This is a genomic window from uncultured Pontibacter sp. (assembly GCF_947499215.1).
Lineage (GTDB): Bacteria > Bacteroidota > Bacteroidia > Cytophagales > Hymenobacteraceae > Pontibacter.
In genome coordinates this window covers 1,213,528-1,238,518 of the sequence record NZ_CANMNI010000002.1, presented here as the reverse complement: position 1 = coordinate 1,238,518, position 24,991 = coordinate 1,213,528, and the positions used below count along the sequence as shown (strand labels likewise).

Here is a 24,991-nt window from a genome sequence, read left to right as displayed (position 1 = left end):
GTTAAAAAAAAGAAAACAGATTAATGATGCGTACCGTCTCCGTGACCATGATCGCCCACGTGATCGTGCTCTTCCACCGCGCCACCGAAGTACATCGCTGACAGTAGCGTGAAGATATAAGCTTGAAGTAATGCCACGAACAATTCGAGGAAGTTCATGAAAGTAGCGAACGCCACGCTCAAAGGACCTACTGCAATGCTCTGGAAAATAAAGATCAAGCTAAACAAAGACAAGATGATAATGTGACCCGCCGTGATGTTGGCGAAAAGACGAACCATCAGGGAGAATGGCTTGGTGATGATACCGATCAATTCAACCGGGATCATGATCGGAGCCAGCCATACCGGCACGCCTGGTGTAGCGAAGATGTGCTTCCAGTAGCCCTTGTTGCCGCTAAACACGGTAATCAAGAGCGTCAGGGTAGCCAGCACCAGCGTTACCGCGATATTACCTGTCAAGTTAGCACCACCCGGCATCAAACCGAGCAGGTTGTTGAACCAGATAAAGAAGAACACCGTCAGCAGGTATGGCATGTAGCGCTCGTACTTCGGACCGATGTTCGCTTTAGCGATTTCATCACGAATGAAGATGATGATTGGCTCAAAGAAAGACTGGATGCCTCTTGGGGCCTTGCCTTGGTTTGTCTTGTAGCTTCCGGCGATCGTGAAGAACACTGCAAACAACAAGGCAACACTAAGGAAAAGAGAAGCCACGTTTTTAGTAATAGAGATATCAATCAGAGAAGACTGGTCTGCCGCCGGCTGGCCATTGGCATCAGCGCGGTAGATATGACCATGGCTCACCATGTAGCCATTGTAAGGCACCAGTTCGTGGTTCTCGTCATAGAAGTTACTCGATGAAAACACCTGTGGCTGACCGTTATCAATCAGGATAACAGGAAGGTAAAGCGTTACACCATCGGCAAAATGCCAGTTGTAATCATCCGCGATGTGATGGGTAATCATATCGCCTGGCTTGAACTCGCCGCCTTCAACCGGAGCCTCTGCATAAGCAGTGATCGTCAGGAAGGAAAACAGTAAAATAAATAACTTCTTCATTAAGAGAGATTTAGAAGCAAAGTTAAAATCTGCAAAAGCTATTTCTAGTTTTGCTTTTTCAATTGCGGTGCGAAGTTAGTTATTAAGCTGTAGATTTCAAACCCGGTAAATAGAAAATATAATGCAAAGAAGTTGAAAACGAACTGTAGCTCGTTCTCAGAGTACATGAACACGTAAATAAAGATTACGGCTATGCTCAGAATCATCCGGAAGCCCATTGAGCCGAAGTAGTACAACTGGAAGTTATCCGGGTCATAGCTTACACCCAGCCGCGACACGTAATACGCAAGCGCTGTGACCAGTACAAAAAAAATCAGGATATACCAGACAAGGGAATGCACCAGCGCTGTGCCGGTAAAATGGGAGAGCAAGCCGATGCCGATGCTCACAATACCCGTAAAAATGAGGAGGTTTCTGAAAAACTTCACTTATTACTGCTTTTTATTTAAAGATACGATTACCAACACCATCGACGCCACCACGGCCACTACCAGCAGCACGATCGTCATCCACGGATTCCTATTACCCATGCTCTCGTCCAGCTTCGACCCGGCCCAAGCGGCCAGCACCATCGCCCCGATCATCTGGAAGGCCAGACCTGAGTACTTCAGATAGCCCTTAAAAGAATCCTCGCGCTTTTGCTTTTGTTCATCTGGCTGTGACATGCTCCGTTTTGTTTTTCAAGGATTTGCAAAATTACGCTTTTTTCATGGGCTTACCTGCAACACCCTCTCATTTAGCCAAATTTTATGGCCTCACTAATGGCATTTTCCGCCTGAAACCATTTCCGGTTTTCTATAGTTCAATAGCGAGCTTCAGGCTTTCTTCACAGGCCCTTACATAATTGGCATATTATTGTATTTTTGTAAATGGCTTAGAACCTCTCATCCTTGTATAGCCCGAATACTTTCAGGTATAGGCGCGGCGTTATAAATAAGTGATAGGGTTGCCGAACTCACGCTGCACATTATCGATATTTTGAGCAAAAACTCGCTTTATATACTCCTCGTGTTGGTCTGTCTCGTATTGGCAGGCTGTTCCGCTGAACGTAACAATCCGCTCAGCAAGGCTTATCATAACACGACGGCCCGCTATAACGGCTATTTCCTAGCCAAAGAGAAACTCGACGCCATCGAGAAGAGCGTACAGGACCAGACCGTGTATGACTTCAACCGGCCGCTGCCCATATTTCCGCCCATCGACTCCACTACCTATAAGGCACACGCCGCAGATCTGGAGGATGTGATCAAAAAGGCCTCCTTCCCGATACAGTACCACGCCAACAGCAAGTGGATTGATGATAGTTATTTGCTCATCGGCAAGGTGCGCTTCTATGAGCTTAACTTCCCGGAGGCGGCACAGACCTTCCGCTATGTGAACTCCACCGGCAAAGACCGCCACGTGAAACATGAGGCGCTGGTGTGGCTGATGCGCTCTTTTATGAAACTCGGCGAGACGGACAATGCTTGGCAGGTGTCAGAGTTTCTGCGCAAGGAGCGCCTGAACCGCGACAATGCCCGCGAGCTATACCTTGCCCGCGCCCAGTACCACCTGATGCAGGGCGATACCGCTGCCGTTATGGAGAACTTGGAACTGTCGCTGCCCAACTTTACTGAGAAAGACAATCAATCGCGTGTGCGTTTCTCGCTGGCACGCCTGTATCAGGACCGCGGACAAAGCAAAGAAGCCTATCAACAGTATAGCCGCATCCTGAAACGCAATCCACCTTACGATCTTGGTTTTTTCAGCAGGCTATACCTTGGTCAGGTATCAGAACTGGATGACGCACAGGACCTGAACCGCATAGCGGGCTATTATCAGAAAATGCTCCGCGACGAGAAGAACACGGAGTACCGCGACAAGATCTATTACGAGATGGCCGTGTTCGAGCGCCGCCAGCAGCATTTCGACAAAGCGCTGCAGAACATTGAAGCTTCCCTCAAAACGCCGGGCTCACTTCCAAACCAGAAAGCCTATACCTACCTGTTGGCCGGTGAGGTCTATTTCGAGAACCTGAACAAGTACGATCTGGCGCAGGCCTATTACGACAGTGCCGTGCAGGTATACCCGCAGCAGGCCATGGAGTATGAGCAGGTGCTCGAGCGCCGCAACATTCTCACTGACTTCGCCAAACAGTTCAATACGATACAGACACAGGACAGCCTGCAGCAACTGGCGCGTATGAGCGAGGGAGAGCGTTTGGCCTTTGTGCAGAACCTTGTGCAAGTGGAAGAGGAGATGCGTCAGCAGGAGCAGGCTCGTCAACTAGAGCAGGAAAAACAGCGCAGCGCCCGACGCTCACAAGAACAACAGGCAGCCGTTAGCGTGGGCGGACGAAACAACACCACTACTATAGGCGGAAACGGAGGCAACACGGGTGTTTTCTATTTTGACAACCCCGCCGCAATGGCGACAGCCCGCTCTGAGTTCCAGCGCCGCTGGGGTGACCGTCCGCTGCAGGACAACTGGCGCCTCCTGAGCCGAGGCGAAACAGGCGGGGGACAGGAAGAAACCGTAGTTGCAGAACAGCCAACCGAAGAAGCTGGTGAAACTGAAGAAAGCCGCAGCGCTCGCCTACAAACACAGGTGGATACTTACTTGCAGAACATTCCTACCACTACACTGGCCATACAGCAATCCGAGAAGATGGTGGAAGATGCGATGTTCCGCTTGGGCAACATCTATGCACAGAAACTAAACTCTCAGGAAGAAGCCACCGCCACCTACGAGCAGTTCCTGCAGCGCTTCCCGCACTCTGAGTATGCGGCCGAGGCGCATTATAGCCTATACCTGATCTACAGCCGTGCGGGCAGTGAGCAGAAAACCGCCTACTATAATAAGATAAAGCAGCAGTACCCGAATACCATCTACGCCAAATTGGTGGATGACCCGAACTACATGAGCCAGAACGCCCTCGACAACATCAAAGCGCACGCGCTGTATGACTCGGCTTTTGCACAATATGGTCAAGGGGAATACCAGCAGGCAACCGCTCTATTAACAGACCTGAACAGGATGTACCCGCTCAACGACATACCTGATAAAGTGGCCTTTTTGCGTGTGATGATCACGGCTCGCTCCGAAAAACCGCAGCTACTCCGCGAACAGTTACTGCAATTCAAGCAACAGTACCCCTCGAGCCCACTTACACCTCGTGCCGACCAGCTGTTGGCCAGTTATAAGGAGCTCGAAAGCAAGCAACAGCTCCGCGAGGATGTTCCGGCGCCCCCTACCGCCCAGCTGGTGGACGAGCGCTCACCAGAACAGCGCGTGAATAGTAACATTGCGCTGGCAAGAGCAAGAGAACGCAATGCCGCTCTAAATGGGCGAAACCCACAACGCCCTGCGGCCAATACCGTGCCTGAGCCAACAGTTGGCACTACCCCAGACACCACATCGGCTATCAGTTCTGGCACGACCTTGGCTCCGGATACCACAGCGCAGGCAGCCCCAGCTGTAGACCCTGAGTTACCGAGCCCAGCCACCGATCCAATGGCCTATACCAATGCACCCGACTCGGCTTATTACTTTGTTATGATCTACCCGAATGAGAATGCTGCTTTTAAGGACATCGTTGCAAAATTCGAGAAGTATAACAACACCTACTTCCGCAACCAGTCACTTACTTTAGAAGAGCAGCCATTCGATGGCAACAGGGGAATTCTGCTGCTGCGGGCATTCCCGAATATGAAAGAGGCACAGGCTTATAACATAAAACAAAAAGCGCCACAATCTCCAATTGGCAGAATCCGAGGCGTAGAATTCCTTACCTTTGCAATATCATCCGACAACTGGCAGAAGTTGCTTCAGAAGAAGGATGTAGAAGAATATCTGAATTACTTCAGAACGAATAATTAACATGGCAACAACCACGCGCCCAAAACCAAAAACGGTATTCCCGAAGATCATTTCCACACTCTGGCTCCTCTTCCTGAGCGGCCTAGCTGTGTTCATCCTATACATATACGCCGTTAGCGTTAACTTCCTGAACCTGTTCGGGGAGCTGCCGAACATGCGCTCACTCGAAAATCCAAAGAGCGCCCTATCCTCTGTGCTCTACTCAGCCGACAACAAGGAACTGGGCAAGTATTTCCGCGAAAACCGCACGCCAATAGACTTCACGGATCTGCCAGAAAACTTTGTGCATGCCCTCATGGCAACAGAGGATATCCGCTTTGAGGAGCACTCTGGTATAGACCCTGAGGCCATGGCACGTGTGGCTGGCTCTCTTATGATCGGTAGCTCCAAAGGTGGGGGTAGTACTATTACACAGCAGCTGGCTAAAAACCTGTTCCGTACCCGTGGCGAAGAGTTAAATGGTGGTTATCTCAATGATAAGCCGGGTTTCCGCACGCTGATACACAAGACCAAAGAGTGGATCATGGCCGTGAAGCTGGAGCAGTCCTATACCAAGCAGGAAATCATGACCATGTACCTCAATGTGTTTGAGTTTGGCAGCAATGCCTTCGGTCTGCAGTCTGCTGCCAAGACTTTCTTTGGCAAGGATGCCAACGATCTGGAAGTACAGGAATCAGCTGTACTGGTGGGTCTGTTCAAGAACCCGAACTTCTACAGCCCACGCTTCAACCCGGAGAATTCGAAGCGCCGTCGCAACGTGGTGCTTTCGCAGATGGTGAAATACGGCTTCATGACGCAGGCTGAGTACGATGGCCTGAAAGAAACTGACATTAAGTTGAATTACCGCGTCGAGAACCAGAACATCGGACTTGCCCCATACTTCCGCACCGAAGCCAGCAAGTATTTGCTGAAGTGGTGCCGCGAGAATGGCTATGACCTGTATGCCGATGGTCTGAAGATCTATACTACCATCGACTCACGCATGCAGCGCTATGCGGAGGAGGCCGTGGAAGAGCATATGAAAGACCGCCAGAAAGAGTTCTTCTCGCACTGGAAAGGCCGTAACCCGTGGATCGACCGTCAGGGCAAGGAAATCCCGAACTACCTGCAAACTGCCATTAGGCGCACTGACCGCTATCGCAATCTTAACAGGCAATTTCAAGGCAATCAGGACTCCATTAACTATTACCTGAACAAAAAGATCCCGATGACCATCTTTACTTATGATGGTGAGAAGGAAGTAGAGATGAGCCCACTCGACTCATTGAAGCATTATAAACACTACCTGCAAACAGGCTTCTTGGCGATGGAGCCTCAAACAGGCCACATCAAGGCTTGGGTAGGTGGCATCAATTACAAGCACTTCAAGTATGACCATGTGAAACAGGGCGCTCGTCAGCCGGGCTCTACGTTTAAGCCATTCCTGTACACGGCCGCTATCGAAAATGGCTACTACCCTTGCTACGAAGTAATCGACACGCAGACCTGTATACCTTTGGGCGATGGCACCATGTGGTGCCCTAACAATGCTGACAACAAGTTCTCTGGCGAGAAATTCACGCTGCGCAAAGCCTTGGCGGAGTCTGTTAACTCGATCTCTGCCTTCTTGGTGAACAAACTAGGAGCTGAAACGCTGGTGAGAACGGCCAAGCGTATGGGTATAACCACACCGCTTGAGGCGAACCCTTCGCTTGCCTTGGGTGTGAATGACGTAACGCTTTACGACATGGTAGGCGCCTATGGTACTTTTGTAAACAACGGTACTTGGACCGAGCCGAATTTCATTACGCGCATTGAAGACAAGCATGGCAACGTGTTGCAAGAGTTTGTGCCGAAGACAGTTGATGCCTTGAGCGAAGAGACTGCCTATATGATGGTGCACATGCTGAAAGCCGCCGCTGAGCCGGGAGGAACCGCCTACTACGGTCTGCGCCACCGCAATGGCCTCAAGAATGAAATAGGCGGCAAGACAGGTACAACCCAGAACTACTCTGATGCTTGGTTCATGGGTATAACCCCTGATTTGGTAGCCGGTGCTTGGGTTGGCGGTGACGACCGTTCTATCCACTTCCGTACCATTGCTCTGGGGCAGGGTAACAAACTGGCCATGCCGATCTATGGAAACTTCATGCAGAAAGTTTATGCTGACAAGACGCTGGAAGTATCCAAGGACCCATTCCCTAAACCTTCTACGCCTTTATCGGTAGAATTAGATTGTTCTAAGTACAACAACGGCATGTCGGTAGACTCCCTGCAGCAGGATGAGTTCTACCAAGTACCTGCCCCGATCGACTTAGATGCTTTCTAATGAAAATTAAGCATGGCTGCAAACGAGAAGTTGCGGGAGAAGATTTCCCATTTACCACATAAACCGGGCATTTATAAGTTTTTTGATGATGAAGGCATCATCTATGTAGGCAAGGCGATTGACATAAGGAAGCGTGTTAGCTCCTATTTCAATCGCTCTGCCCAGCATAACAAAAAGACGCTTAAACTGATCTCCAAGATCAAGGACATCGAGTTCACTATTGTGGATACCGAAGCCGATGCCTTTCTGCTGGAAAACAACCTGATCAAACAATACCAGCCTAAGTATAACATCCTGCTGAAGGATGGGAAGACCTATCCTTACATTTGTATCGTGAATGAGCGCTTCCCAAGGGTGATCAGCACGCGCAACAAGATAAACGACGGCTCCCGCTACTTCGGCCCTTACCCGAGCGGTACTACCATGCACATCGTGTTGGACCTGATCCGGACGCTATACCCCCTGCGCACCTGTACCTATAACTTATCCCCTGAGAATATAGCCGCTGGTAAGTTTAAGGTATGTCTGGAATATCACATTGGTAATTGCAAAGGTCCTTGTGAGGATTTAGTAGATGAGACTACTTACAACCAATACATTGCCCAGATCAAGAGTATCCTTTCGGGAAACTTATCCATAGCTAAGACTTATTTTAAAGAACGAATGGCCACGGCTGCTGCCGAGTATCAGTTTGAAGTAGCACATCAGTATAAACAGAAGCTGGATATGCTCGAAGACTATCAGGCCAAGTCCACTGTTGTCAGCAACACGCTATCAAACATTGATGTCTTTACCATTTCATCCAATGAGAAGTGTGCATTTGTGAACTACTTAAAAGTAATGAATGGCTCTATCATCCAGACGCAGTCTCTGGAACTGCACAAAAAGCTGGATGAGTCGGATGAGGACTTGCTGGCTTCTGTGATCGTACAACTGCGCCATGAGTTTGAAAGTACTTCCCGTGAGATCATCACCAACATCGAACTCTCGCTTCCGCTTGATAACATTACCGTGACCCAGCCACAGATAGGGGATAAGCGCAAGCTGTTGAATCTTTCGCTCAAGAATGCCCTATACCTGCGCAAAGAGCGCGAGGGCAGGCAAGAGCAGAACAAGGGTCTTAGTGAGCAGCGAGAGATCCGAGTATTGGAAACCATGAAGAAGGATCTGCGCCTTACCGAGTTGCCTCGTCAGATCGAATGCTTTGACAATTCCAACTTTCAGGGTGATAATCCGGTTGCCTCGATGGTTTGTTTCAAAAATGGCAAACCTAGCAAAAAGGATTACCGACATTTTCATATCAAGTCCGTTGTTGGCCCCAATGACTTTGAGTCCATGTATGAGGTGGTAACACGTCGCTATAAAAGGCTTATAGAAGAGAATCAGCCGTTGCCGCAATTGATCATTATTGATGGGGGTAAGGGGCAATTGAGTTTTGCAGTCAAGGCGCTCAAAGATCTTGACCTTTGGGGAAAGATTGCGATCGTAGGTATAGCCAAGCGTCTGGAAGAGATTTTTTATCCGGGAGACAAACTACCGCTATATATCGACAAGAAGTCAGAGTCGCTAATGTTGATACAGCGTCTGCGCAACGAAGCGCACCGTTTTGCCATCACTTTCCACCGTTCCCGCCGCGATGCGGGCACTTTGAAAACTGAACTGACAGAAGTAAAAGGTATAGGCCCTACTACAGCTGATGCGCTGCTGCAGAAATTCAGATCAGTAAAGAAGTTAAAAGAACTGACTTTGGTGGAACTTACCGCTGAAGTAGGCCAGCGTAAAGCGCAGATACTTTACGACCATTTTCATGGTTCAGAAGGTCTTGCTTAGTTCGGCTATCTATTTGTTACTTTTTGTTGCTCTAAAAATTTCTCCCTTAAGCTTAGCCACTTTCCTGCTACATTACTTTTTGCGTTAGTTTCATCCAAGGATTGCTCTATGCTGATTTTGCCATTCTTCTAACTTTAACTAAACTGATTCTTCGTTGGTATTCATAACCTATTGGAATAAAAAAAGGGAGATCTTTTCAGATCTCCCTTTTCTATGATTGTCTTACAATTAGTAGCTCCACAAGCTATACTCATATTCGATGAGTGCTTCCAGTGCATCTTGCGCAGCCAAAAGGCCTTTCTTGCCACCACCGTAAATATCGCCCAATGCTCTGTCGCCCGGGTTAGAGATCTTTGTGATGTAAGAGCTGAACAGCCACAGATCGAACGCATCAGCCAAGTTTTTGTGCTGTGCATCGTTCTGAGCGTTGTACCAGATGGCAGTTTCAGGATTGTTTCTGAAAACCTTCACCAAATCACTCATTTTAAAGCTTCCTACCGTCTGCTCAAAACCCAGTGGATTAAGCGTTGATGGTACTTTAATGCTGATTGTCTGGATGTCATGGTACATACGAGAGCGCTTCTTATCGAAAACTACGTTCTCTTTCAACTCTAGCAGGTATAGCTGCTTTGCAAAGTATTCGTTGCTTACAGGAGCAGCATCTTGGGTAGCTTCTGCACCTAGGGCAGCACCCCAAGCATCCTCTTCTTCCTCTTCCTGACCAAAACCAGCCGCGATTTCCTCTTCTGTCAACCCACCGCCCATATCTTTGGCGGTCATGTTTTCAAGGAATTCTTCTCTGCTTAATGGCACATTTACTGAGTCTGTTTTGTAAGCCACCAACTCGCCGCTTTTGACAGCTTCGATCAAAATTTTGGTGATTTCTCTGTTTTCAGAAAACAGTGGTCTGTTTTGCTTTTCGCGCAAATCAATTTTACGCCATACTGTTTTCTTGAACAGAACGTCTGACTCTGGAATAGGTCTGGCTGATGGATTGCTTGACTGCGTGGTAGACACTTGCTGAGCCACTGCCCCGAAAGAGAACAATATACCCGCTGCTACACCTATTGCTTTTATTAGTTTCATACTCCTTGTAAGCTTCTAATCTTGTTAGTTAAGTGGTATTGTGAAGATACCGTCGCCTGCAGCATTTGCCGACACTGGGTTTCCTTGGTAATTAAGACGCTTTACTTCCATTACCTCGATTGTTACTCTGTCACCTTTTCCAGCTTTGGCCGCGAATCTGCTTAAGTCACCTTTAGGGCTTGAGAATTCTGCCTGATCTACTGGCTGCGAACCTCTTACCAAGAATGCTCTCCACTTTGTTACTCTGTAACGCGCTTCGTTAGGCAAAAATTGTTTGAAACCTTCTTCAGGAATCGCTTGTATCTCTACCGCTCTGATAGACTGAGCTGGGATACCACGCTTCTGATCAACAGGCTTGCCATTTACCAGTGTAGCAAGAGATGGACGAGGAATCGGACGTACTTTGAAAGTCTCAGTACCAATTGCATTGCCACCGCTGCTCACGTTGAGTTTCACCTCGGTAGAGTTCGGGATAATTGTAACCTGTCCTTTCTTAGCACCTTTGATGGCAGAACCACCTGCTGCAGAGAAACTAGGGTCGTAAACCGCACCAAGAGCTGGTACTTGTACGTTCAGTTCGTTAGCGCACTGGAAATAAAGTGCTTGAACGGAAGCTGACTGTACCTGAATAACTGGCTTCGCGACAATGTAGGTTTCTTCAACAGGCAGAACCTCTTTTTCACCATTTTTATCGATGATAACCTGACCTTTCCAAGTCTGCTTTGAGTTACCGTCTGCATCATAGTTAGAGGCAGCAGCTGTAAATTCTACTATACCTTTACCATCTACTACATTTAGAGGCTTACCATTATAAGTCATAGTTGGTGTTATGGCATCTGAAGAAGCTGCAATGAACATTTCTGCTCTATACTTTGTACCGGCAGCTACCGTCTTAGACTCAGCACGTGCCATCGCGAAGATTTTCTCAAACTTGATGATGTCAGCACCAACTCTCTGCGCAAGGTTCTGCAGGGCATCAGCTTCGTACTTCAAAACTTCCGCTTCTTTCTGAGAAAGCGTAGCCAGTGCAGCTACCAGTGGAGTCGCTTCGAAGTTCAGCTGCGCAAAGTCTTTGTTGCGCTGGCTACGGTCCTTAGATGCCATTGGGTCAGTCTTTCCATCACGAGCCAGTACTTCCGGCATGTTCGGGTTGTACTGCTTCATGAACTTCGCATAGTTGTTCAACCGTTGCTCTAAGTCATAAGCAGCGCCATTTTTAGCGCTTGCAGGTCCAATCATGTTGATGGCAACTAAATCCTCTGCACTTGGATTTGCGTATCCTGTTCCATCTTCATTCATACCGCCAGCTTTTTGTACGAGCATGTCACGGGTACTACGAATAAAGTTGACCAGTTCAGAGGTCTGTTGTCTTACAGCATTAGCGCTCTCGAGTACAACTTTGTCTTTGTCTCGGTTACCGCCTTCGCTGACCTTTGATTTAATATTAGTTACAACTCCGCTGTTATCTGTTATTGTCTTATCGTTTACGTCCTTAAGACTTTCATCGATAAACTGGAACTTTAACAGGATAGCAGAGTTCACTTGCAGGGCGAGAAGTGCGGTCAGTACTAAGTACATCATACCGATCATCTTCTGCCGTGGTGTCTCTTTTCCTCCAGCCATTTTATACTTAAATTACTGTTGTTTTCTTGTTGATTTAGGAATGCGTCGGAATTAACCTTTCATGGCTGTCAGCATGTTACCATACACTGTGTTCAGTGAGTGTAGGTTATGCGTCAACTTAGAAACTTCCTGCTTGAACTGCTCTGTGTCTTTGCTGGCATCAGTCAGGTTTTCCATGGCCATGCTCAAGTTGCCGTAGAACTTGTTCATTGCTTTCAGGTGGTTGTTGGCATCCTGAAGCTCCATTTCATAAACAGCGTTCAAAGCACCTAAGTTTCTTGTCATGCTCTGCACTTGGTTGTGGTACTCCTGTGCATCTGTTGTAGCACCTGCCATTTTAGAAAGTGCATCTGCTGTTGTAGCATAGGCTTCCGTGATGCGACCAAGCTGGTCACCGGCAGCTTGCACGCGCAGGCCGTACTCATTTGTTGCAGCAGTAGCTTGGCTCAAATCAGCCATCTGCGCAGCAGTCTCGCTCAGTCTGTTCAGACCAAGACCAAGTGTGTTGATGGTATCAGGCGTGATATCAGCATCACGCATCATTTTGTCAAGCTCTTTAGTAACTGACGTGTTATTTGAAGCTGTTGCAGGAATAAGAGCGTCTCCGGCATAGTCATCAGCAAGCTGAGGATATACTTTTGCCCAATCTGGATCATGCGGTTGTGGCTGGAATGCACTTAGCGCAAAGATCACGGCTTCTGTACCGAGACCAACGATCAGCATTATATCGGCACCTGGCCAGTGCTGAATTTTAAACAATGCACCAATAATTACGACTGCGGCACCAAGACCATACACTTTGGGCATCAACACGTCGTACAAGAAACTGCGACCTCTAGCTTTGCTCATTTTGTTTTCAAAAATTAATTGTGAACGATTGGGTATTATTTATAGATTTTTTAAATGGGGATGCTTCTAATTATCTGAATTCTCTTCCTGAAGAACGGCCAAGATAGATCATGGCATTACGGAAGCCGACATAAGATCGGGCTGAGTCCTGATATTCGAAGTTACGGGTACCAGTCTCAAGGAAATATGCAATATCTTTCCAAGAGCCGCCTCTTACAACTTTGCGAGGCTCATTATCATCATAGTATACAGGGTTCAAGTCCCAAGTAATTGGAACAGTAGCGTCAGCGTAAGCATCTTCGCACCACTCAGCCACGTTACCGGCCATATCGTACAGGCCATAGTCGTTCGGGAAGAACTGGGCTACAGGAGCAGTGTAAGTAAATCCGTCGCTGTAGTAGTCGCCACGGCCCGGCTTAAAGTTAGCCAGCAGACAGCCTTTTGCGTTACGCAGGTAAGGGCCGCCCCAAGGGTAGGTAGACACATCGCGACCGCCTCTTGCCGCATATTCCCACTCCGCCTCAGATGGCAGACGGAATTTTGGCATTGGCGCCATACCGTTATCGGCATTTGCTTGGTTTTTATGCTTGGTTCTCCAGTCAGAGAAGTACTTGGCTGCAAACCAGTTAACTCCCACAACCGGATACTCGTCAAACGCCGGGTGAGAGAAGTAGTACTCCATGAGTGGGTCACCCATGTGGTAGGTAAAGTCGCGCACCCACACCGTGGTGTCAGGGTATAGACTTGTCATTACAAAGTCCTCTCCAAGCACATCGATCGAGTCATTAACCATCACTTCGATGAACTGACGGTATTCGTTGTTTGTGATCTCGGTTTCATCCATGTAGAAGCCGCCTATTGTTACCTGCTTGTTCAGGTTGGCCATAGTTGCCGCAATGTCCTGATCAGCCTGACCCATGTGGAAAGTACCGCCCGGGCAGGCTACCATGCCGTAAGGTACAGCTTGTGGATTGTAGTCTGGTCGATCCTGTGCGCCTACGAGGTCGCCCTGAGGACCTCTTCTCAACCCACAACTCGCAAGCAGTACCACCGCCAAAGCGAAGGAAGACAGCTTTAATAGTTTGTTCATGATGACTTTGGAAAAAGTAAATTTTTTAGCAATGATTTATGCCCACTATTTCTGGTGTAGCAAATATATTGAGATTTAGAAATAAAACAAAAACAATTAAATAAGTGCCTTATTAATAATTTTTGAACGGTACAATATCAAGATTATTATACCATATCGACATTATTTTAAGTGTATTTTTTCAAGAATACAGCTTTTCAGCGATAAATACAATACTAAAAAAATTTATTTAGTGAAGTTGTAGCGAGGGGTTCGCACTGGCGGCCTAAACCTAACAACTGGTTCAGGTAATCTATAGGAAACCATCACTTCATGTGATGTTGGGGCTTTCGCTTCTCTGTTAAATGTAGTGAGGTCTAATGCATATCCTACCCGCAGCGCGTTGTCCTGCAACATCGCTATACCCACAAGCGCACTAACAGCTTCTTGGTGACGATAATTCAATCCGCCCCAATATTTTTCGTCAAAAGTGACACGGGCGCCCGCATCAAACGAAAAAGTTTCTTTGTCGTGCTTCAAGAGGGCGGTCGGGGTGACCACCAGTTGGTTGGTAAGCGGCAAGTGGTAGCCGCCCGTTACATAGATGTGGTTTTCGCCCACCACACGTCCGTTTCCTGTGTTACCGGCGTCTATAAACTCATAGCTGGAGCGCAGCAGGTTGGTCACTCCGGCTCCCGCATAAAACTGCTCCGACTCATACCAGAGCCCGGCACCCATGTCGTATTTCGTATCGGCACTATTGAACGGCACGCTCGGGTCACCCTCGTCTATGGCGCGGTAACTTCCCTTTCTGATATTGTTAATATTGCCTTGAACGCCCACGCCTAGCTTGCCCTCGCCGATGTTAAGATGAAACGAGTATGAAAGGGCCGCCTGCTGAATGCGCGTGTTAGCGATCTGGTCCTGCACGAGGGTTATACCTAAGCCACCTTTCAGGAGCCTTACCGGAGTGTGGGCTGTTAAGAGTAGCGTGCGTGGCGAGCCGCCATCGTCGAATGTGGCATCGTAGTTAAGCCACTGGTAGCGGTAGATCGACTGCACCTCCGGCCGGTTGGTTATGCCGGCGTAGGCCGGACTGATATACATGCCATTGAAACCATAGTGGGTAAACTGAGGCTGTTGCTGCGCCCACGTGGTGAGGTGACAGACAAACAGCAACAATACGGCAGGTATAATCTTTTTCATAGGCTACTGCAAAAAGCAAGAAAGCACTGGACGGTTTAAAGCCAGAATTGAACCAAATATATATATTAAACAGTAAAACGCAAAAGCAAGTAGTTGGTTGATTCTACTTGCCTTTGCGTTTTTGTGTTTCCTACTCTGCCTTTTTAAGGCGATATTATTTTTTCTGGTTCTGGATGTACACCTCAATAGCACCCGTCATAGACGGCGCATTCGGCATAGGTGCCTCTATATCCAACTCCAGACCGGCATCGCGCACTGCTTTGGCCGTGGTTGGGCCGAATGCCGCAATGCGTGTGTTGTTCTGCTTAAAGTCAGGGAAGTTGATAAACAACGAAGTAATTCCTGACGGACTGAAGAAAGCGATACAGTCATAGGTCACATCGTCCAAATCTGATAGGTCGGCAGCCACCGTTTTATAGATAACAGCCTCGGTGTGCTTTATCTTGTTGGCTTGCAGAAACCCTGGAATATCATCTTTGCGGATGTTAGAGCAAGGATACAGAAACTTCTCGTTCTTGTGCTTCTTGATCACCTCAAAAAGATCCTTTGCCGTTTTTTCGCCTACAAACAATTTGCGCTTGCGCAGCGTGATGTATTTCTGCAGGTAGTAAGCCGTCTGGTCAGAAATACAGAAGTACTTCATATCAGCAGGCATTTCGATCTTACTCTCTTGGCAAATTCTGAAAAAGTGATCTACTGCGTTGCGACTGGTGAAGATAACAGCCGTGTGGGCAAGTATATCCACTTTGTCTTTGCGGAACTCTTTATAAGAAACAGGCTCCACCTCAATAAACGCTCTGAAGTCTACCTTGATGCCGTACTTCTCGGCTATAGAGAGGTAGGGTGAGTTATCGGTAGTAGGCTGCGGTTGTGTTACAAGTATGCTCTTAATCGGAACACTGTGTCTTTCAGGGTTTGCCCAAGCCTTTTCTTTACTTTCAGCCATAGAGTACGGTAGTCTGTTATAATATTGTAACCTGCCACATCCGCTCGTCACGCAAATTTGTGTTTTTAAAAGTTAAACACGATGAATTTTAGCATTACGGCAAGCGGAATCACTTCTGTGGCGCAAAGGTAAGAAAATAAATGCAAATTTATCACAGAAGTCTTCTTATTTACTGTCACGAACACCCGAACAATGGTGATTACCAGCACTAAAAGCACCGCCATGCTCGAAATGGTGAGCAATGTGTCAGGGGCCGCTTGGTTTAGGGCCAGATAAAGCAACATGATAACTGGCAGAAACAAGCCCAGAAACAGCAGAGAACGCAGAAACTCACCGAATTGAAGCTGAACGATCTGCTCCAACCCGAAAATGTAACCCATTACTTTCAAGAAAAGGTATTTTATCAGGATAACCGAGAAAATCACGAAAGTATAGAACAGAATCTTAGTCGTGATTGCTGACTCCGAAACGGGGAACAGGCGGTTGAAAATGCGGATGTGCTGCACATTGGTGTGGATGGCGGCAATGAGCAGGGCCAACGAAAGCGAGAAGACCAGAATGAACAGCATACTCGACCAAGTACTAAGGGGCTTGGTCAAAATCCCCTCTTCCAGCGTCTTCGTGCGCCAGAAAGACTGCAGCCCAAAAACAGCATGGAAATCGGAGGGGAATGTCGTTTTAAGCCCACCGTAGAGCAGGCCGATCAAAAGCATAAAGATGATAAAGGCGTTCTGATTGACGTACTCCCGCAAACGAACGGAGAAGCTCCCCTGCATTTCTGGGTTACTATTAAGCTCAGTTTGCACGCGGTTCCGAAAGGTGCCCACATTCGGCTGCTGCGACGGATGCCACACAGAGAGCAAGTGCCGCCCGTTAACCGGTTTCACTTCTTTGCCCCATAAGGAAAGGTCAAAGGTGTAGGACGAGGTGGAGTCGGCGGTAAACACCAACTGATTGTTGAGAAAGATACACAGGTCTTTCTTTGCCGTGAACTCGATCACAAAAGGCTTGGTAGGGGCAATGGCGACCCACTGGTGCACGGCGGCATACCCCGTATGCAGATTGGCGGCATAGGGCACAAGATCCCCTGAGCCGGCATCGTATACCTGCCAGTCACCGGTTAGGGTGTTTTTCTGCTCGAGTGGCAGCACCTGCGCCCGTAGGGGCCACGCCAACACTAAAAACAGCAGGAGCAGTCCTAAGCTATACCTTGTGCGATTTATATAAAACACGTTCAGAGGATCGTAAGCAGGATGTATACCTTAAGAATGCAGCACACCCTGCATTTGGAGCATGCTAATGTCGATGAGGTGATCCTCGGTGATGGAATCAGGCACGAAGACAAAGCGCTTGTCATAGATCTTGCCGTCAATGTAATAGCTTACCCAATATTCGTTGTTCAGCTTGAATACCGACGGATCGATCACCTCTACCTGTACAAAGCTCTTGGGCTCCACACGCTCAAACATGTGACGCAGCACCGATGTCTTTACCTCTTCATCTTTGATGATACCATAGCCTTTGGATGTAACAAACACATTGTCGAGCGCCACGCTATTGTAGTTGATGAGGTATACGTTCCAAGTACGCTCTTCCGGAATATCGCCTGTGGCGGCAATCGCAACGGCCACACCTTCTACCGGGGTGAAATCAATATCTTTTTTCATTTACTCTTTTGTGATAGTCGCCTCGAAAAGCTCCGATAGGTGGCGCAGCAGTTTTTCTTCCACCTCCGCTATCGGCAATTCGCGGCCCAGTTCTTTGGCCAATGAGGTCACCTGTTTATCGGTGATGCCGCATGGCACGATGTTGTTAAAATAGTCTAAGTCGGTGTTGATGTTGAAGGCGAAGCCGTGCATGGTCACCCAGCGGCTGCACTTCACGCCCATCGCACAGATCTTGCGCGGGTTCTTCTGTTCCACGTGGTCCAGCCAGACACCGGTCAAGCCCGCTATGCGCCCGGCCTCTAGGCCGTAGTCTTTCAGGGTCAGAATAATGGCCTCCTCCAGAAAGCGCAAGTACTTGTGTATGTCCGTGAAAAAGTGGTCCAAGTCCAGAATAGGGTAACCCACAATCTGACCGGGGCCGTGATAAGTGATATCGCCACCGCGGTTGATCTTGTAGAACGTGGCACCTTTTGCCTTCAGCCCTGCTTCGTTGATGAGTAAATTGGACTCATGTCCGCTCTTGCCCAAGGTATACACGTGCGGGTGTGAGCAAAATAACAGGTAGTTCGGGGTCGTCTGCTGTGCTTCAGGTTCTGCATTGCGGTTGCTGGCCTTCATATCCAGAATACCCGTAAAAAGCTTATCCTGATAGTCCCACGCCTCTTTGTAGTCGATCAGACCCAAGTGCTCAAACTTTATCGTTTTGTTCTGTACCACGTTGTTTCTTTTGAAATTGACACAAGCATCAAGCCGTCAGGCGTAAGACTTTATACCTGCAGCTGTCCTGAAACATGTGTTTAACCAATGCTAAGCTGGTTCATCATCAAGGTATAGCGGAGTTAAACAACTCGCTTTCACCAAATTTCCTCAAAGATACTGCTGTTAGGGGGCATACGCAAACAGGGCGCTATACCTATTGGCTATACCTTCAAGAGAAAACCCCGATAGATGCTTTTTAGTTTAAGGCAAGGAAAGCCAGTTTATGACGACACCACAAGCCCCACATCTTTCTACCGGATTCAACGGCGAGGACCTCGCCACCGACCACCTGCGCGAAAAAGGCTATCGCATTCTGCAGCGTAACCTCCGCATGGGAAAGGCTGAGATCGATATCATTGCCCGCAAAGACGATTTACTGGTGTTTGTGGAAGTGAAAACCCGAACCAATGACCATTTTGGCTACCCGGAGGAGTTTGTCAACCGTCGAAAACAGCGCATGATCCTTAACGCGGCTGATTCTTACATTCAAAAAGCAGGCTGGCAGGAGGACATCCGGTTTGATATTATCGCGATCACCATGACGAACCCGCCGGAGCTGTTTCACATCGAAGACGCTTTTCATTAACGTGCCGAGGCCCGTTTGTCCAGCTTGTCCTTTTCGAAAATCAGGGTGCCGTGTCGGTCGTACTGCTTCACAAGGTATGGCTCCATGGCGGGCTCGTAAGGCGTTTTAGGATACTGGTACTCGTACTGGCGACGGGCTCTGAAATCGAAATGCTTGACCCAGACGCCTACTTTGCGGCCTTTCTGATACTGACCGGTCCATTCCAGTTGCCCGTTCTCGTAGAAGCGGTAGTACGTGCCCTGTACCTCACCATAGGCGTAAGGTATAACTTCTTTTATTTTCTTGGTGCCTTCATAGTAGGTCACCACGGCATCGCGCAGGAAGCCTTTTTCGAAATGCTCTTTGGATAACAGAATGCCGTTGCGGTTGTAGCGTTCCCAGCGCAGGTGCTTCGTGCCGACAAAGAAATAGCCTTCTTCTACTACTTCGCCTCCCAATTCCTTTTTATAAGCGCCATGTAGCACCTTATGTTGATCGGGGTCTACCTCATTTCGGGTTTTGTAGAGCTTACGCTTTTTGATGTCGTAATAGAACTTCTCAGGAGCGTAAGGATCCGGTTCTTTGTGCTCTACCAAGTAGCTAAAGGTTTCTACCACTTCACGGTCACCGCGGCCACCGGACTTCACAAAGCCACGCGACACTCTATCGCCCATGAAATAGCGCTTGTCAGCTTTTCTCTTGCGTTTTTTCTGATGTTTCTCTTCTACCTCTTCAGCCTCACCGGTCTCCATCGATGGCTTGGCCGTATCCGCCAAAGCGATGGCCTCAGCTTTGGCACTCTGCTTCAGGGCGGCGCGGGTCAGGTTATAGTCGCTGTTGTAAGCGTTCGGTTTGCAGCCTGCAAGCCCCACAACCAGCAATAAACCAAGCCAGACAAGATGAAGAAAGTGCTTCATGGTATAAGTTTGAATCAATGCGCTTTGAATGGTGAATGGACAGAACCTTTTCTAAGCAACGTAAATATGCTTAAAATTCATATACCGGCCAACCCGCCAATGAGTTTAGCCAATATAACTTTTCGTCGGGCGGCTTAGTTCACAAGTAAGGCTACCCTAAAGCAAAAAGCGACACCCAGCCGGGTGCCGCTTTTATGCTTTAAGTATAATTATGAAAAGCAATGCTATTCTTTATCGATCAGGTCCACGCTGCGCTTCACGAAGGCAGTCAGGGCTGAGCCGGACAACATATTCTGCGACAACAATGCCAAATCAAAGGCCTGACGGGCAATGCGCTCCTTGTTGTCATCCTTCGCCTTGAGTATGCGCTGGTTGATGCTGTGGTTCGCATTGATGGTCACGTTGTAGGTATCTGGCATGTTACCCATGAACATCATACCGCCACCGCCGGCTTTACTCATGTCCTTCATGCGGCGCATGAATTCCGGCAGCGTGATGATCACCGGGGCATCGTCCGGAGCCATCGGGGCCACTTCAACCATCATGTTCTGGTTGTTGATAGCAGCCTCGTAGATCTTCTTCAAGTCTTCTTTTTCGGTGTCGTTCAGCACACTGTCTTTGGCCTCGTCTTTTTCGATCAGTTTGCCGATCGTTTCAGAGTCCACACGCTTCAAGGTCGTTTTCTCAAGTTTCTGCTCCAGCATACCGATAAAGTGGCTGTCAATGACAGAGTCTAGCTTTAGCACGTCGTAGGTGCGGTTATGGGCTGACTCCACAAAAGCGTGCTGCTTGTCGGCATCGGTGGTATAGAGCAATACCAGCTGACCGTTCTTGTCGGTCTGGTTGGCTTGGGTCAATGCCTTGTACTCCTCCAAGGTATAGTACTTGCCTTCGGTGTTCTGCAAGAGCACAAAGTCTTTGGCTTTCTCATAGAACTTGTCGTCGCTCAGCATGCCGTACTTCACGAACACGTTGATGTCCTCCCAGTTGGTCTCAAAAGCTGTGCGGTCTTTCTTGAAGATATCGTTCAGCTTGTCAGCCACCTTCTTCGTGATGTAGGTGTTGATTTTCTTAACGCTGGAGTCAGCCTGTAGGAAAGAGCGGCTCACATTCAGTGGAATGTCCGGCGAGTCGATCACGCCGTGCAGCAACATCAGGAACTCCGGCACCACGTCCTTCACTTCGTCGGTAATGAACACCTGACGGGAATATAGCTGGATCTTGTTACGCTGTATCTCGAAGTCGTTTTTCAGTTTCGGGAAGTAGAGTATACCTGTCAGGTTGAACGGATAGTCCACGTTCAGGTGAATCCAGAACAATGGGGCCTCTGAGAATGGGTACAGCTCTTTGTAGAAGTTCTTGTAATCCTCGTCGGTCAATTCAGACGGCTGCTTGGTCCAGATCGGGTTCGGGTTGTTGATGACCTCGCCCTCGAACTCCACCGGCACCGGCAGGAACTTGCAGTATTTGTCAAGAATGGTACGGATGCGGGCTGTCTCCAAGAATTCCTCTGAATCGGAAGCCACGTTCAAAATCACGTTCGTGCCACGGTCTTCTTTATGCGCCGGGGCGATTGCAAACTCTGTGCTGCCGTCGCAGGTCCAGTGCGCTGACTCAGTTTCGTCTTTGTAAGATTTGGTAACGATCTCCACACGGTCGGCCACCATGAAGGCCGAGTAGAAGCCCAGACCGAACTGACCGATGATTTGGTTCTGCTCACCGGCGTCTTTGTAATGCTCCAAGAACTCAGATGCGCCCGAAAAGGCAATCTGGTTAATGTATTTCTTGATTTCCTCGGCCGTCATACCGATACCATTGTCAGAAATCGTGATCGTGCGGGCATCTTTGTCTACCTTCACTACCACTTTCAGCTCACCCAAATCGCCTTTGTACTCACCGATGGCGGACAGGCGCTTCATTTTCTGGGTGGCGTCCACGGCATTACTCACGAGCTCACGCAGAAAAATCTCGTGGTCGGAGTAAAGGAACTTCTTGATAATCGGGAAAATGTTTTCGGTGTGAATCGAAATATTACCTCTTTCTTCCATGTGCTATACTTTTAAAATCTATATTTTAATAAGTGATGTCTTCGAAATCAGTGCCTTGAATAGGACAGTGGTTTTCCTGCTCAAGCGCTTTCAAATCCTGTTCCACAGGTGCAGAAGCAACGCATTTGTGACAGGTTGTCAGAAAACATCTGCTATACCTTGCACGTTAAGCATCACACAGGTATAAAACTTGTTGTTTTGGCATGATTCTTCCTATCTGTTCGCCACATGCGCGAACCAGAACAGGCGAATTGTTTGTTTGTAAATGCAACAATGTTTAAAAAACGATTATCTTTGTTTTGATTGACCGACTATAGGTGTACCGTTTCACGACATATATCGCCCTCTTTCTGCTGTTGCTGTTCACGCGTGCCATGGTGCCGGACCAGTTACTGCTCAGTCTGCATAGCCATGCCCATACCGAGCATAGCCACTTAGTAGGCGACCATAACAAGGCGCATGTCGAGAAGAAACACAATCACTGTCCGGTCGAAGACCTGTTTGGAGCGCCTTACCAAAGCGCAACCGAAGTCTATACCTTCCAAGAGCCTTCCTTTTTGCCGGAGCATACCGCACGGTATACCGATAATCTGGCATTTTCTTCAAATGCACGCCTAACGCTGCGCGGCCCGCCTGCCGTGGCTTAATTTCCTATCCCTTTAAATCAGCTTAGCATACCCATTGCCCTTGTTGGCTTTCGTGCACTGCTGTCTGGTTTACCATTGTTTTTTATTGACCTGCGTGAGTCCTATACCTGCGGTTGCCTTTTTTTGCAATCATGGTGTGTGGTGCTTACTATACCTTATACCTATACAGTGTTCAAAACCATTTTTTTTAACACGCTGCTGGCGTGGCTGCTGCTGTTAGCGGTCGGCCCGGCCTTAGCGCAGGGGCAAATGTTCACGGACGGCGACGATCCGGAGCAGGACTGCGGCCTGACGCTTTCGGGCAAGGTGCTGGATCACGATACCCGTGAGCCACTCATCGGCGCGACTATTTACATAGAAGAGCTGCAGCGTGCCACCTTATCGGATGAGTACGGAAACTACCACTTCCACCATTTGTGCCGTGGAAGCTATACGCTGAAGATCACCTACATCGGGTACACGCCGGAGCAGCCTTCTGTGAGGATGACGACTTCCACAGTGCGTAACCTGACGCTGCACATCGATGCGCGGCAGCTGAGCGTGGTAGAAATCACGGGCAACCGCTTGACGGAAGAGGCGCAGTCCAGCGCTTCGCTTTCGGGCAGGGAACTGGAGGCTACCCGCGGCCTTTCGCTGGCGGAGTCGCTCAGAAACCTGTCGGGTGTTTCTACTATTCAGACTGGCCCTACCATCTCCAAGCCGGTGATTCACGGTTTGCACGGTAACCGCATCCTGCTGCTCAACAACGGTGTGCGTCACGAGGGGCAGCAATGGGGTACGGAACATGCTCCCGAGATCGATCCTTTTGTAGCGTCTGAGATGAAAGTAGTGAAAGGAGCGGCCGGCGTGCGCTACGGCGCTGATGCCATCGGCGGTGTAGTGATCGTAGAGCCGAGGGCCCTGCCTGACTCGGCTGGCGTAACCGGCGAACTGAACCTGCTGGGCTCGACCAACAACTACCAAGGAGGCGTTTCGGCGACGTTGGAAGGCAAGCCGACAAGCCAATCGCCTTTCAGCTGGCGCCTGCAAGGTACGGCCAAGCGTGCTGGCAATGCCCGAACGGCAGATTACTACATGCACAACACTGGCTTCCAAGAAATGAATTTCTCGGCAGCACTTGGGTATAAGAAAGAAAACTACGGAACGGAGGTATTCTATAGCCAGTTTAACACGAAGCTGGGTATATTGAGAGCCGCCCACGTCGGCAATATTACGGACCTTTATGCCGCCATAGAGCGCGAGCGACCTTTGCAGATCCGCGAGGACTTCAGCTACACCATTGAGCGGCCTTACCAAGACGTGACGCACCACCTGCTCAAAGCCAAGGCTTTTATGAACACGGGCAATGCGGGCAGGCTGGAGTTGGTGTACGGTTTGCAGCGTAACCTGCGGGAGGAGTATGACACGCACCGCTTCACGGGCAATAACCCGCAGCTTTCGCTGGCCATTACCACCCAGATAGCTGAGGCGATATGGGAGCATGCACCAGTGGGTAACTTTACAGGTTCTGCAGGTATCACGACTATTTACCAGAACAACACCTACGGGGGCCGCTACTTCATTCCGTACTTCCGCAATTTCACATCTGGCGCCTTTGTGACCGAGACGTGGCGCAAGGACAAACTGCAGCTGGAGGGCGGGGTTCGCTACGATTACAAAAAGCTCAACATTACGAAGCGGGAGCGAAACAATGACGTTATCCGTCCGGAGTACCAGTTCCACAACATGTCCGGTACGTTGGGGGCTTTGTACGATGTGGGTTACCACCTGACTTTCGGGCTGAGCGCGACCTCGGCGTGGCGGGCACCGGGAGCTAACGAACTGTTCAGCGATGGCATTCACCATGGCACGGCCAGCTACGAGATCGGCGACCGCAACCTGAATGCGGAGCAGGCCTACAACTTGGAGGGCTCGGTGACTTACTATGGCAACCCGCGCCTGAACGGCAAGCTTACCCTGTACAACAATTACATCAACAACTACATTTACTTGGTGCCGCTGCCCGACAGACCGACCCTCACCATCAGCGGGGCTTTCCTGACATTTGAGTACCGGCAGACCGATGCGATTATGCGCGGGGCGGATCTGGACTTGGAATACAGGTTTTCACCCAAGCTGTTGCTTGAGTCGCGAACTTCCATTGTGCGGGGAATCAACCGCAATTTGGATGACCACCTGATCTGGGTGCCCGCCGACAGGTATAGGAACGTGCTCCGCTACGAGCCAGGCAAGCTGGCAGGTATAGGCAACCTGACCGACACCTACTTTGCGCTGGGCGGCACTTATGTGGCCGAGCAGACCAGAGTGCCTACCAAGGGCGACTTCGACCCGATGGACCCGCCGGCAGACTACTTCCTGCTTAGCTTGGAGGCCGGCACGACGGTACGCATCGGCAAACAGCCGGTGGAGCTGGGCATTACGGGCACTAACCTGCTCAACACCGCCTATCGCGACTACCTGAACCGACTCCGGTACTTTACTGACGACATGGGCAGCATGCTACTGTTCCGCGTGAAACTTCCGCTGAATTTCAGTGGCCGCTAAGCCTGTCTCTT

20 protein-coding genes are annotated in these 24,991 nt (G+C 49.1%); 6 read left to right on the top strand and 14 right to left on the bottom strand.

Annotation, left to right across the window (positions count from 1 at the left end; translation table 11 throughout):
• Positions 1 to 20: 20 nt before the first annotated feature.
• From atpB to Q1A04_RS13520, 3 genes are read right to left on the bottom strand one after another with little or no spacing between them, the layout of a single operon-like run.
• Positions 21 to 1,058, bottom strand: coding sequence for a F0F1 ATP synthase subunit A (atpB, locus tag Q1A04_RS13530; protein ID WP_299706785.1), 1,038 nt, complete (start codon positions 1,056 to 1,058; stop codon positions 21 to 23).
• Positions 1,059 to 1,102: 44 nt separating this feature from the next.
• Complete coding sequence (locus tag Q1A04_RS13525) at positions 1,103 to 1,486, bottom strand: hypothetical protein (RefSeq protein WP_299706782.1); 384 nt, start codon at positions 1,484 to 1,486, stop codon at positions 1,103 to 1,105.
• 3 nt (positions 1,487 to 1,489) lie between these two features.
• Positions 1,490 to 1,723, bottom strand: coding sequence for an AtpZ/AtpI family protein (locus Q1A04_RS13520; RefSeq protein ID WP_299706779.1), 234 nt, complete (start codon positions 1,721 to 1,723; stop codon positions 1,490 to 1,492).
• A gap of 313 nt (positions 1,724 to 2,036) precedes the next feature.
• On the opposite strand from Q1A04_RS13520, the gene Q1A04_RS13515 reads away from it, so the two are divergent.
• The 3 genes from Q1A04_RS13515 to uvrC are packed head-to-tail and all read left to right on the top strand — an operon-like array spanning position 2,037 to position 9,054.
• Complete coding sequence (locus Q1A04_RS13515) at positions 2,037 to 4,916, top strand: tetratricopeptide repeat protein (protein WP_299706776.1); 2,880 nt, start codon at positions 2,037 to 2,039, stop codon at positions 4,914 to 4,916.
• A 1-nt stretch (position 4,917) separates the two neighbouring features.
• Positions 4,918 to 7,224, top strand: a complete 2,307-nt coding sequence (locus Q1A04_RS13510) for a transglycosylase domain-containing protein (RefSeq protein ID WP_299706773.1) — start codon at positions 4,918 to 4,920, stop codon at positions 7,222 to 7,224.
• 12 nt (positions 7,225 to 7,236) lie between these two features.
• Positions 7,237 to 9,054: an excinuclease ABC subunit UvrC gene (uvrC, locus tag Q1A04_RS13505; protein ID WP_299706770.1), complete on the top strand. Its 1,818-nt coding sequence runs from the start codon at positions 7,237 to 7,239 to the stop codon at positions 9,052 to 9,054.
• Positions 9,055 to 9,282: 228 nt separating this feature from the next.
• Here the strand turns inward: uvrC and gldN are convergent, their stop codons facing one another.
• The 9 genes from gldN to lipB form a co-directional block, all read right to left on the bottom strand.
• Positions 9,283 to 10,140 (bottom strand): gliding motility protein GldN, encoded by an 858-nt coding sequence (gene gldN / locus Q1A04_RS13500; RefSeq protein WP_299706767.1) that lies wholly within the window; start codon positions 10,138 to 10,140, stop codon positions 9,283 to 9,285.
• A gap of 24 nt (positions 10,141 to 10,164) precedes the next feature.
• Complete coding sequence (gldM, locus tag Q1A04_RS13495; RefSeq protein ID WP_299706764.1) at positions 10,165 to 11,763, bottom strand: gliding motility protein GldM; 1,599 nt, start codon at positions 11,761 to 11,763, stop codon at positions 10,165 to 10,167.
• Positions 11,764 to 11,814: 51 nt separating this feature from the next.
• On the bottom strand, positions 11,815 to 12,612 hold the full coding sequence (gene gldL, locus Q1A04_RS13490; RefSeq protein WP_299706761.1) for a gliding motility protein GldL: 798 nt from the start codon (positions 12,610 to 12,612) through the stop codon (positions 11,815 to 11,817).
• 70 nt (positions 12,613 to 12,682) lie between these two features.
• Positions 12,683 to 13,702, bottom strand: a complete 1,020-nt coding sequence (locus tag Q1A04_RS13485; RefSeq protein ID WP_299706758.1) for an SUMF1/EgtB/PvdO family nonheme iron enzyme — start codon at positions 13,700 to 13,702, stop codon at positions 12,683 to 12,685.
• A 225-nt stretch (positions 13,703 to 13,927) separates the two neighbouring features.
• On the bottom strand, positions 13,928 to 14,887 hold the full coding sequence (locus tag Q1A04_RS13480) for a type IX secretion system membrane protein PorP/SprF (protein WP_299706755.1): 960 nt from the start codon (positions 14,885 to 14,887) through the stop codon (positions 13,928 to 13,930).
• A gap of 154 nt (positions 14,888 to 15,041) precedes the next feature.
• Positions 15,042 to 15,833, bottom strand: coding sequence for a uroporphyrinogen-III synthase (locus Q1A04_RS13475; protein ID WP_299706752.1), 792 nt, complete (start codon positions 15,831 to 15,833; stop codon positions 15,042 to 15,044).
• Between the two features lie 65 nt (positions 15,834 to 15,898).
• Positions 15,899 to 17,065: a DUF4271 domain-containing protein gene (locus Q1A04_RS13470; RefSeq protein WP_299706748.1), complete on the bottom strand. Its 1,167-nt coding sequence runs from the start codon at positions 17,063 to 17,065 to the stop codon at positions 15,899 to 15,901.
• Positions 17,066 to 17,095: 30 nt separating this feature from the next.
• Positions 17,096 to 17,500 carry a hypothetical protein gene (locus Q1A04_RS13465; RefSeq protein WP_299706745.1) on the bottom strand — a complete coding sequence of 135 codons (405 nt, stop codon included), beginning with the start codon at positions 17,498 to 17,500 and terminating at the stop codon, positions 17,096 to 17,098.
• Positions 17,501 to 18,217: a lipoyl(octanoyl) transferase LipB gene (lipB, locus tag Q1A04_RS13460; protein ID WP_299706743.1), complete on the bottom strand. Its 717-nt coding sequence runs from the start codon at positions 18,215 to 18,217 to the stop codon at positions 17,501 to 17,503. It lies immediately after the preceding gene.
• Between the two features lie 265 nt (positions 18,218 to 18,482).
• Between lipB and Q1A04_RS13455 the strand changes: the two genes are divergently transcribed.
• Entirely contained in the window at positions 18,483 to 18,845 is a 363-nt protein-coding gene (locus Q1A04_RS13455; RefSeq protein WP_299706741.1) for a YraN family protein, read from the top strand.
• On the opposite strand, the gene Q1A04_RS13450 is transcribed toward Q1A04_RS13455, so the two are convergent.
• Positions 18,842 to 19,741: a hypothetical protein gene (locus Q1A04_RS13450; RefSeq protein WP_299706739.1), complete on the bottom strand. Its 900-nt coding sequence runs from the start codon at positions 19,739 to 19,741 to the stop codon at positions 18,842 to 18,844. The two genes, Q1A04_RS13455 and Q1A04_RS13450, sit on opposite strands and share 4 nt — an antisense overlap.
• Positions 19,742 to 19,965: 224 nt before the next feature.
• Positions 19,966 to 21,789: a molecular chaperone HtpG gene (gene htpG / locus Q1A04_RS13445; RefSeq protein ID WP_299706737.1), complete on the bottom strand. Its 1,824-nt coding sequence runs from the start codon at positions 21,787 to 21,789 to the stop codon at positions 19,966 to 19,968.
• 317 nt (positions 21,790 to 22,106) lie between these two features.
• Here htpG and Q1A04_RS13440 point away from each other — a divergent pair, with 317 nt between their 5' ends.
• A complete protein-coding gene (locus Q1A04_RS13440) occupies positions 22,107 to 22,436 on the top strand; it encodes a hypothetical protein (RefSeq protein ID WP_299706734.1) in 330 nt (109 codons plus the stop codon).
• Between the two features lie 75 nt (positions 22,437 to 22,511).
• The gene (locus Q1A04_RS13435; protein ID WP_299706731.1) at positions 22,512 to 24,980 is read left to right on the top strand and encodes a TonB-dependent receptor; all 2,469 of its coding nucleotides are present in this window, start codon (positions 22,512 to 22,514) and stop codon (positions 24,978 to 24,980) included.
• The last annotated feature ends 11 nt before the right edge of the window (positions 24,981 to 24,991 follow it).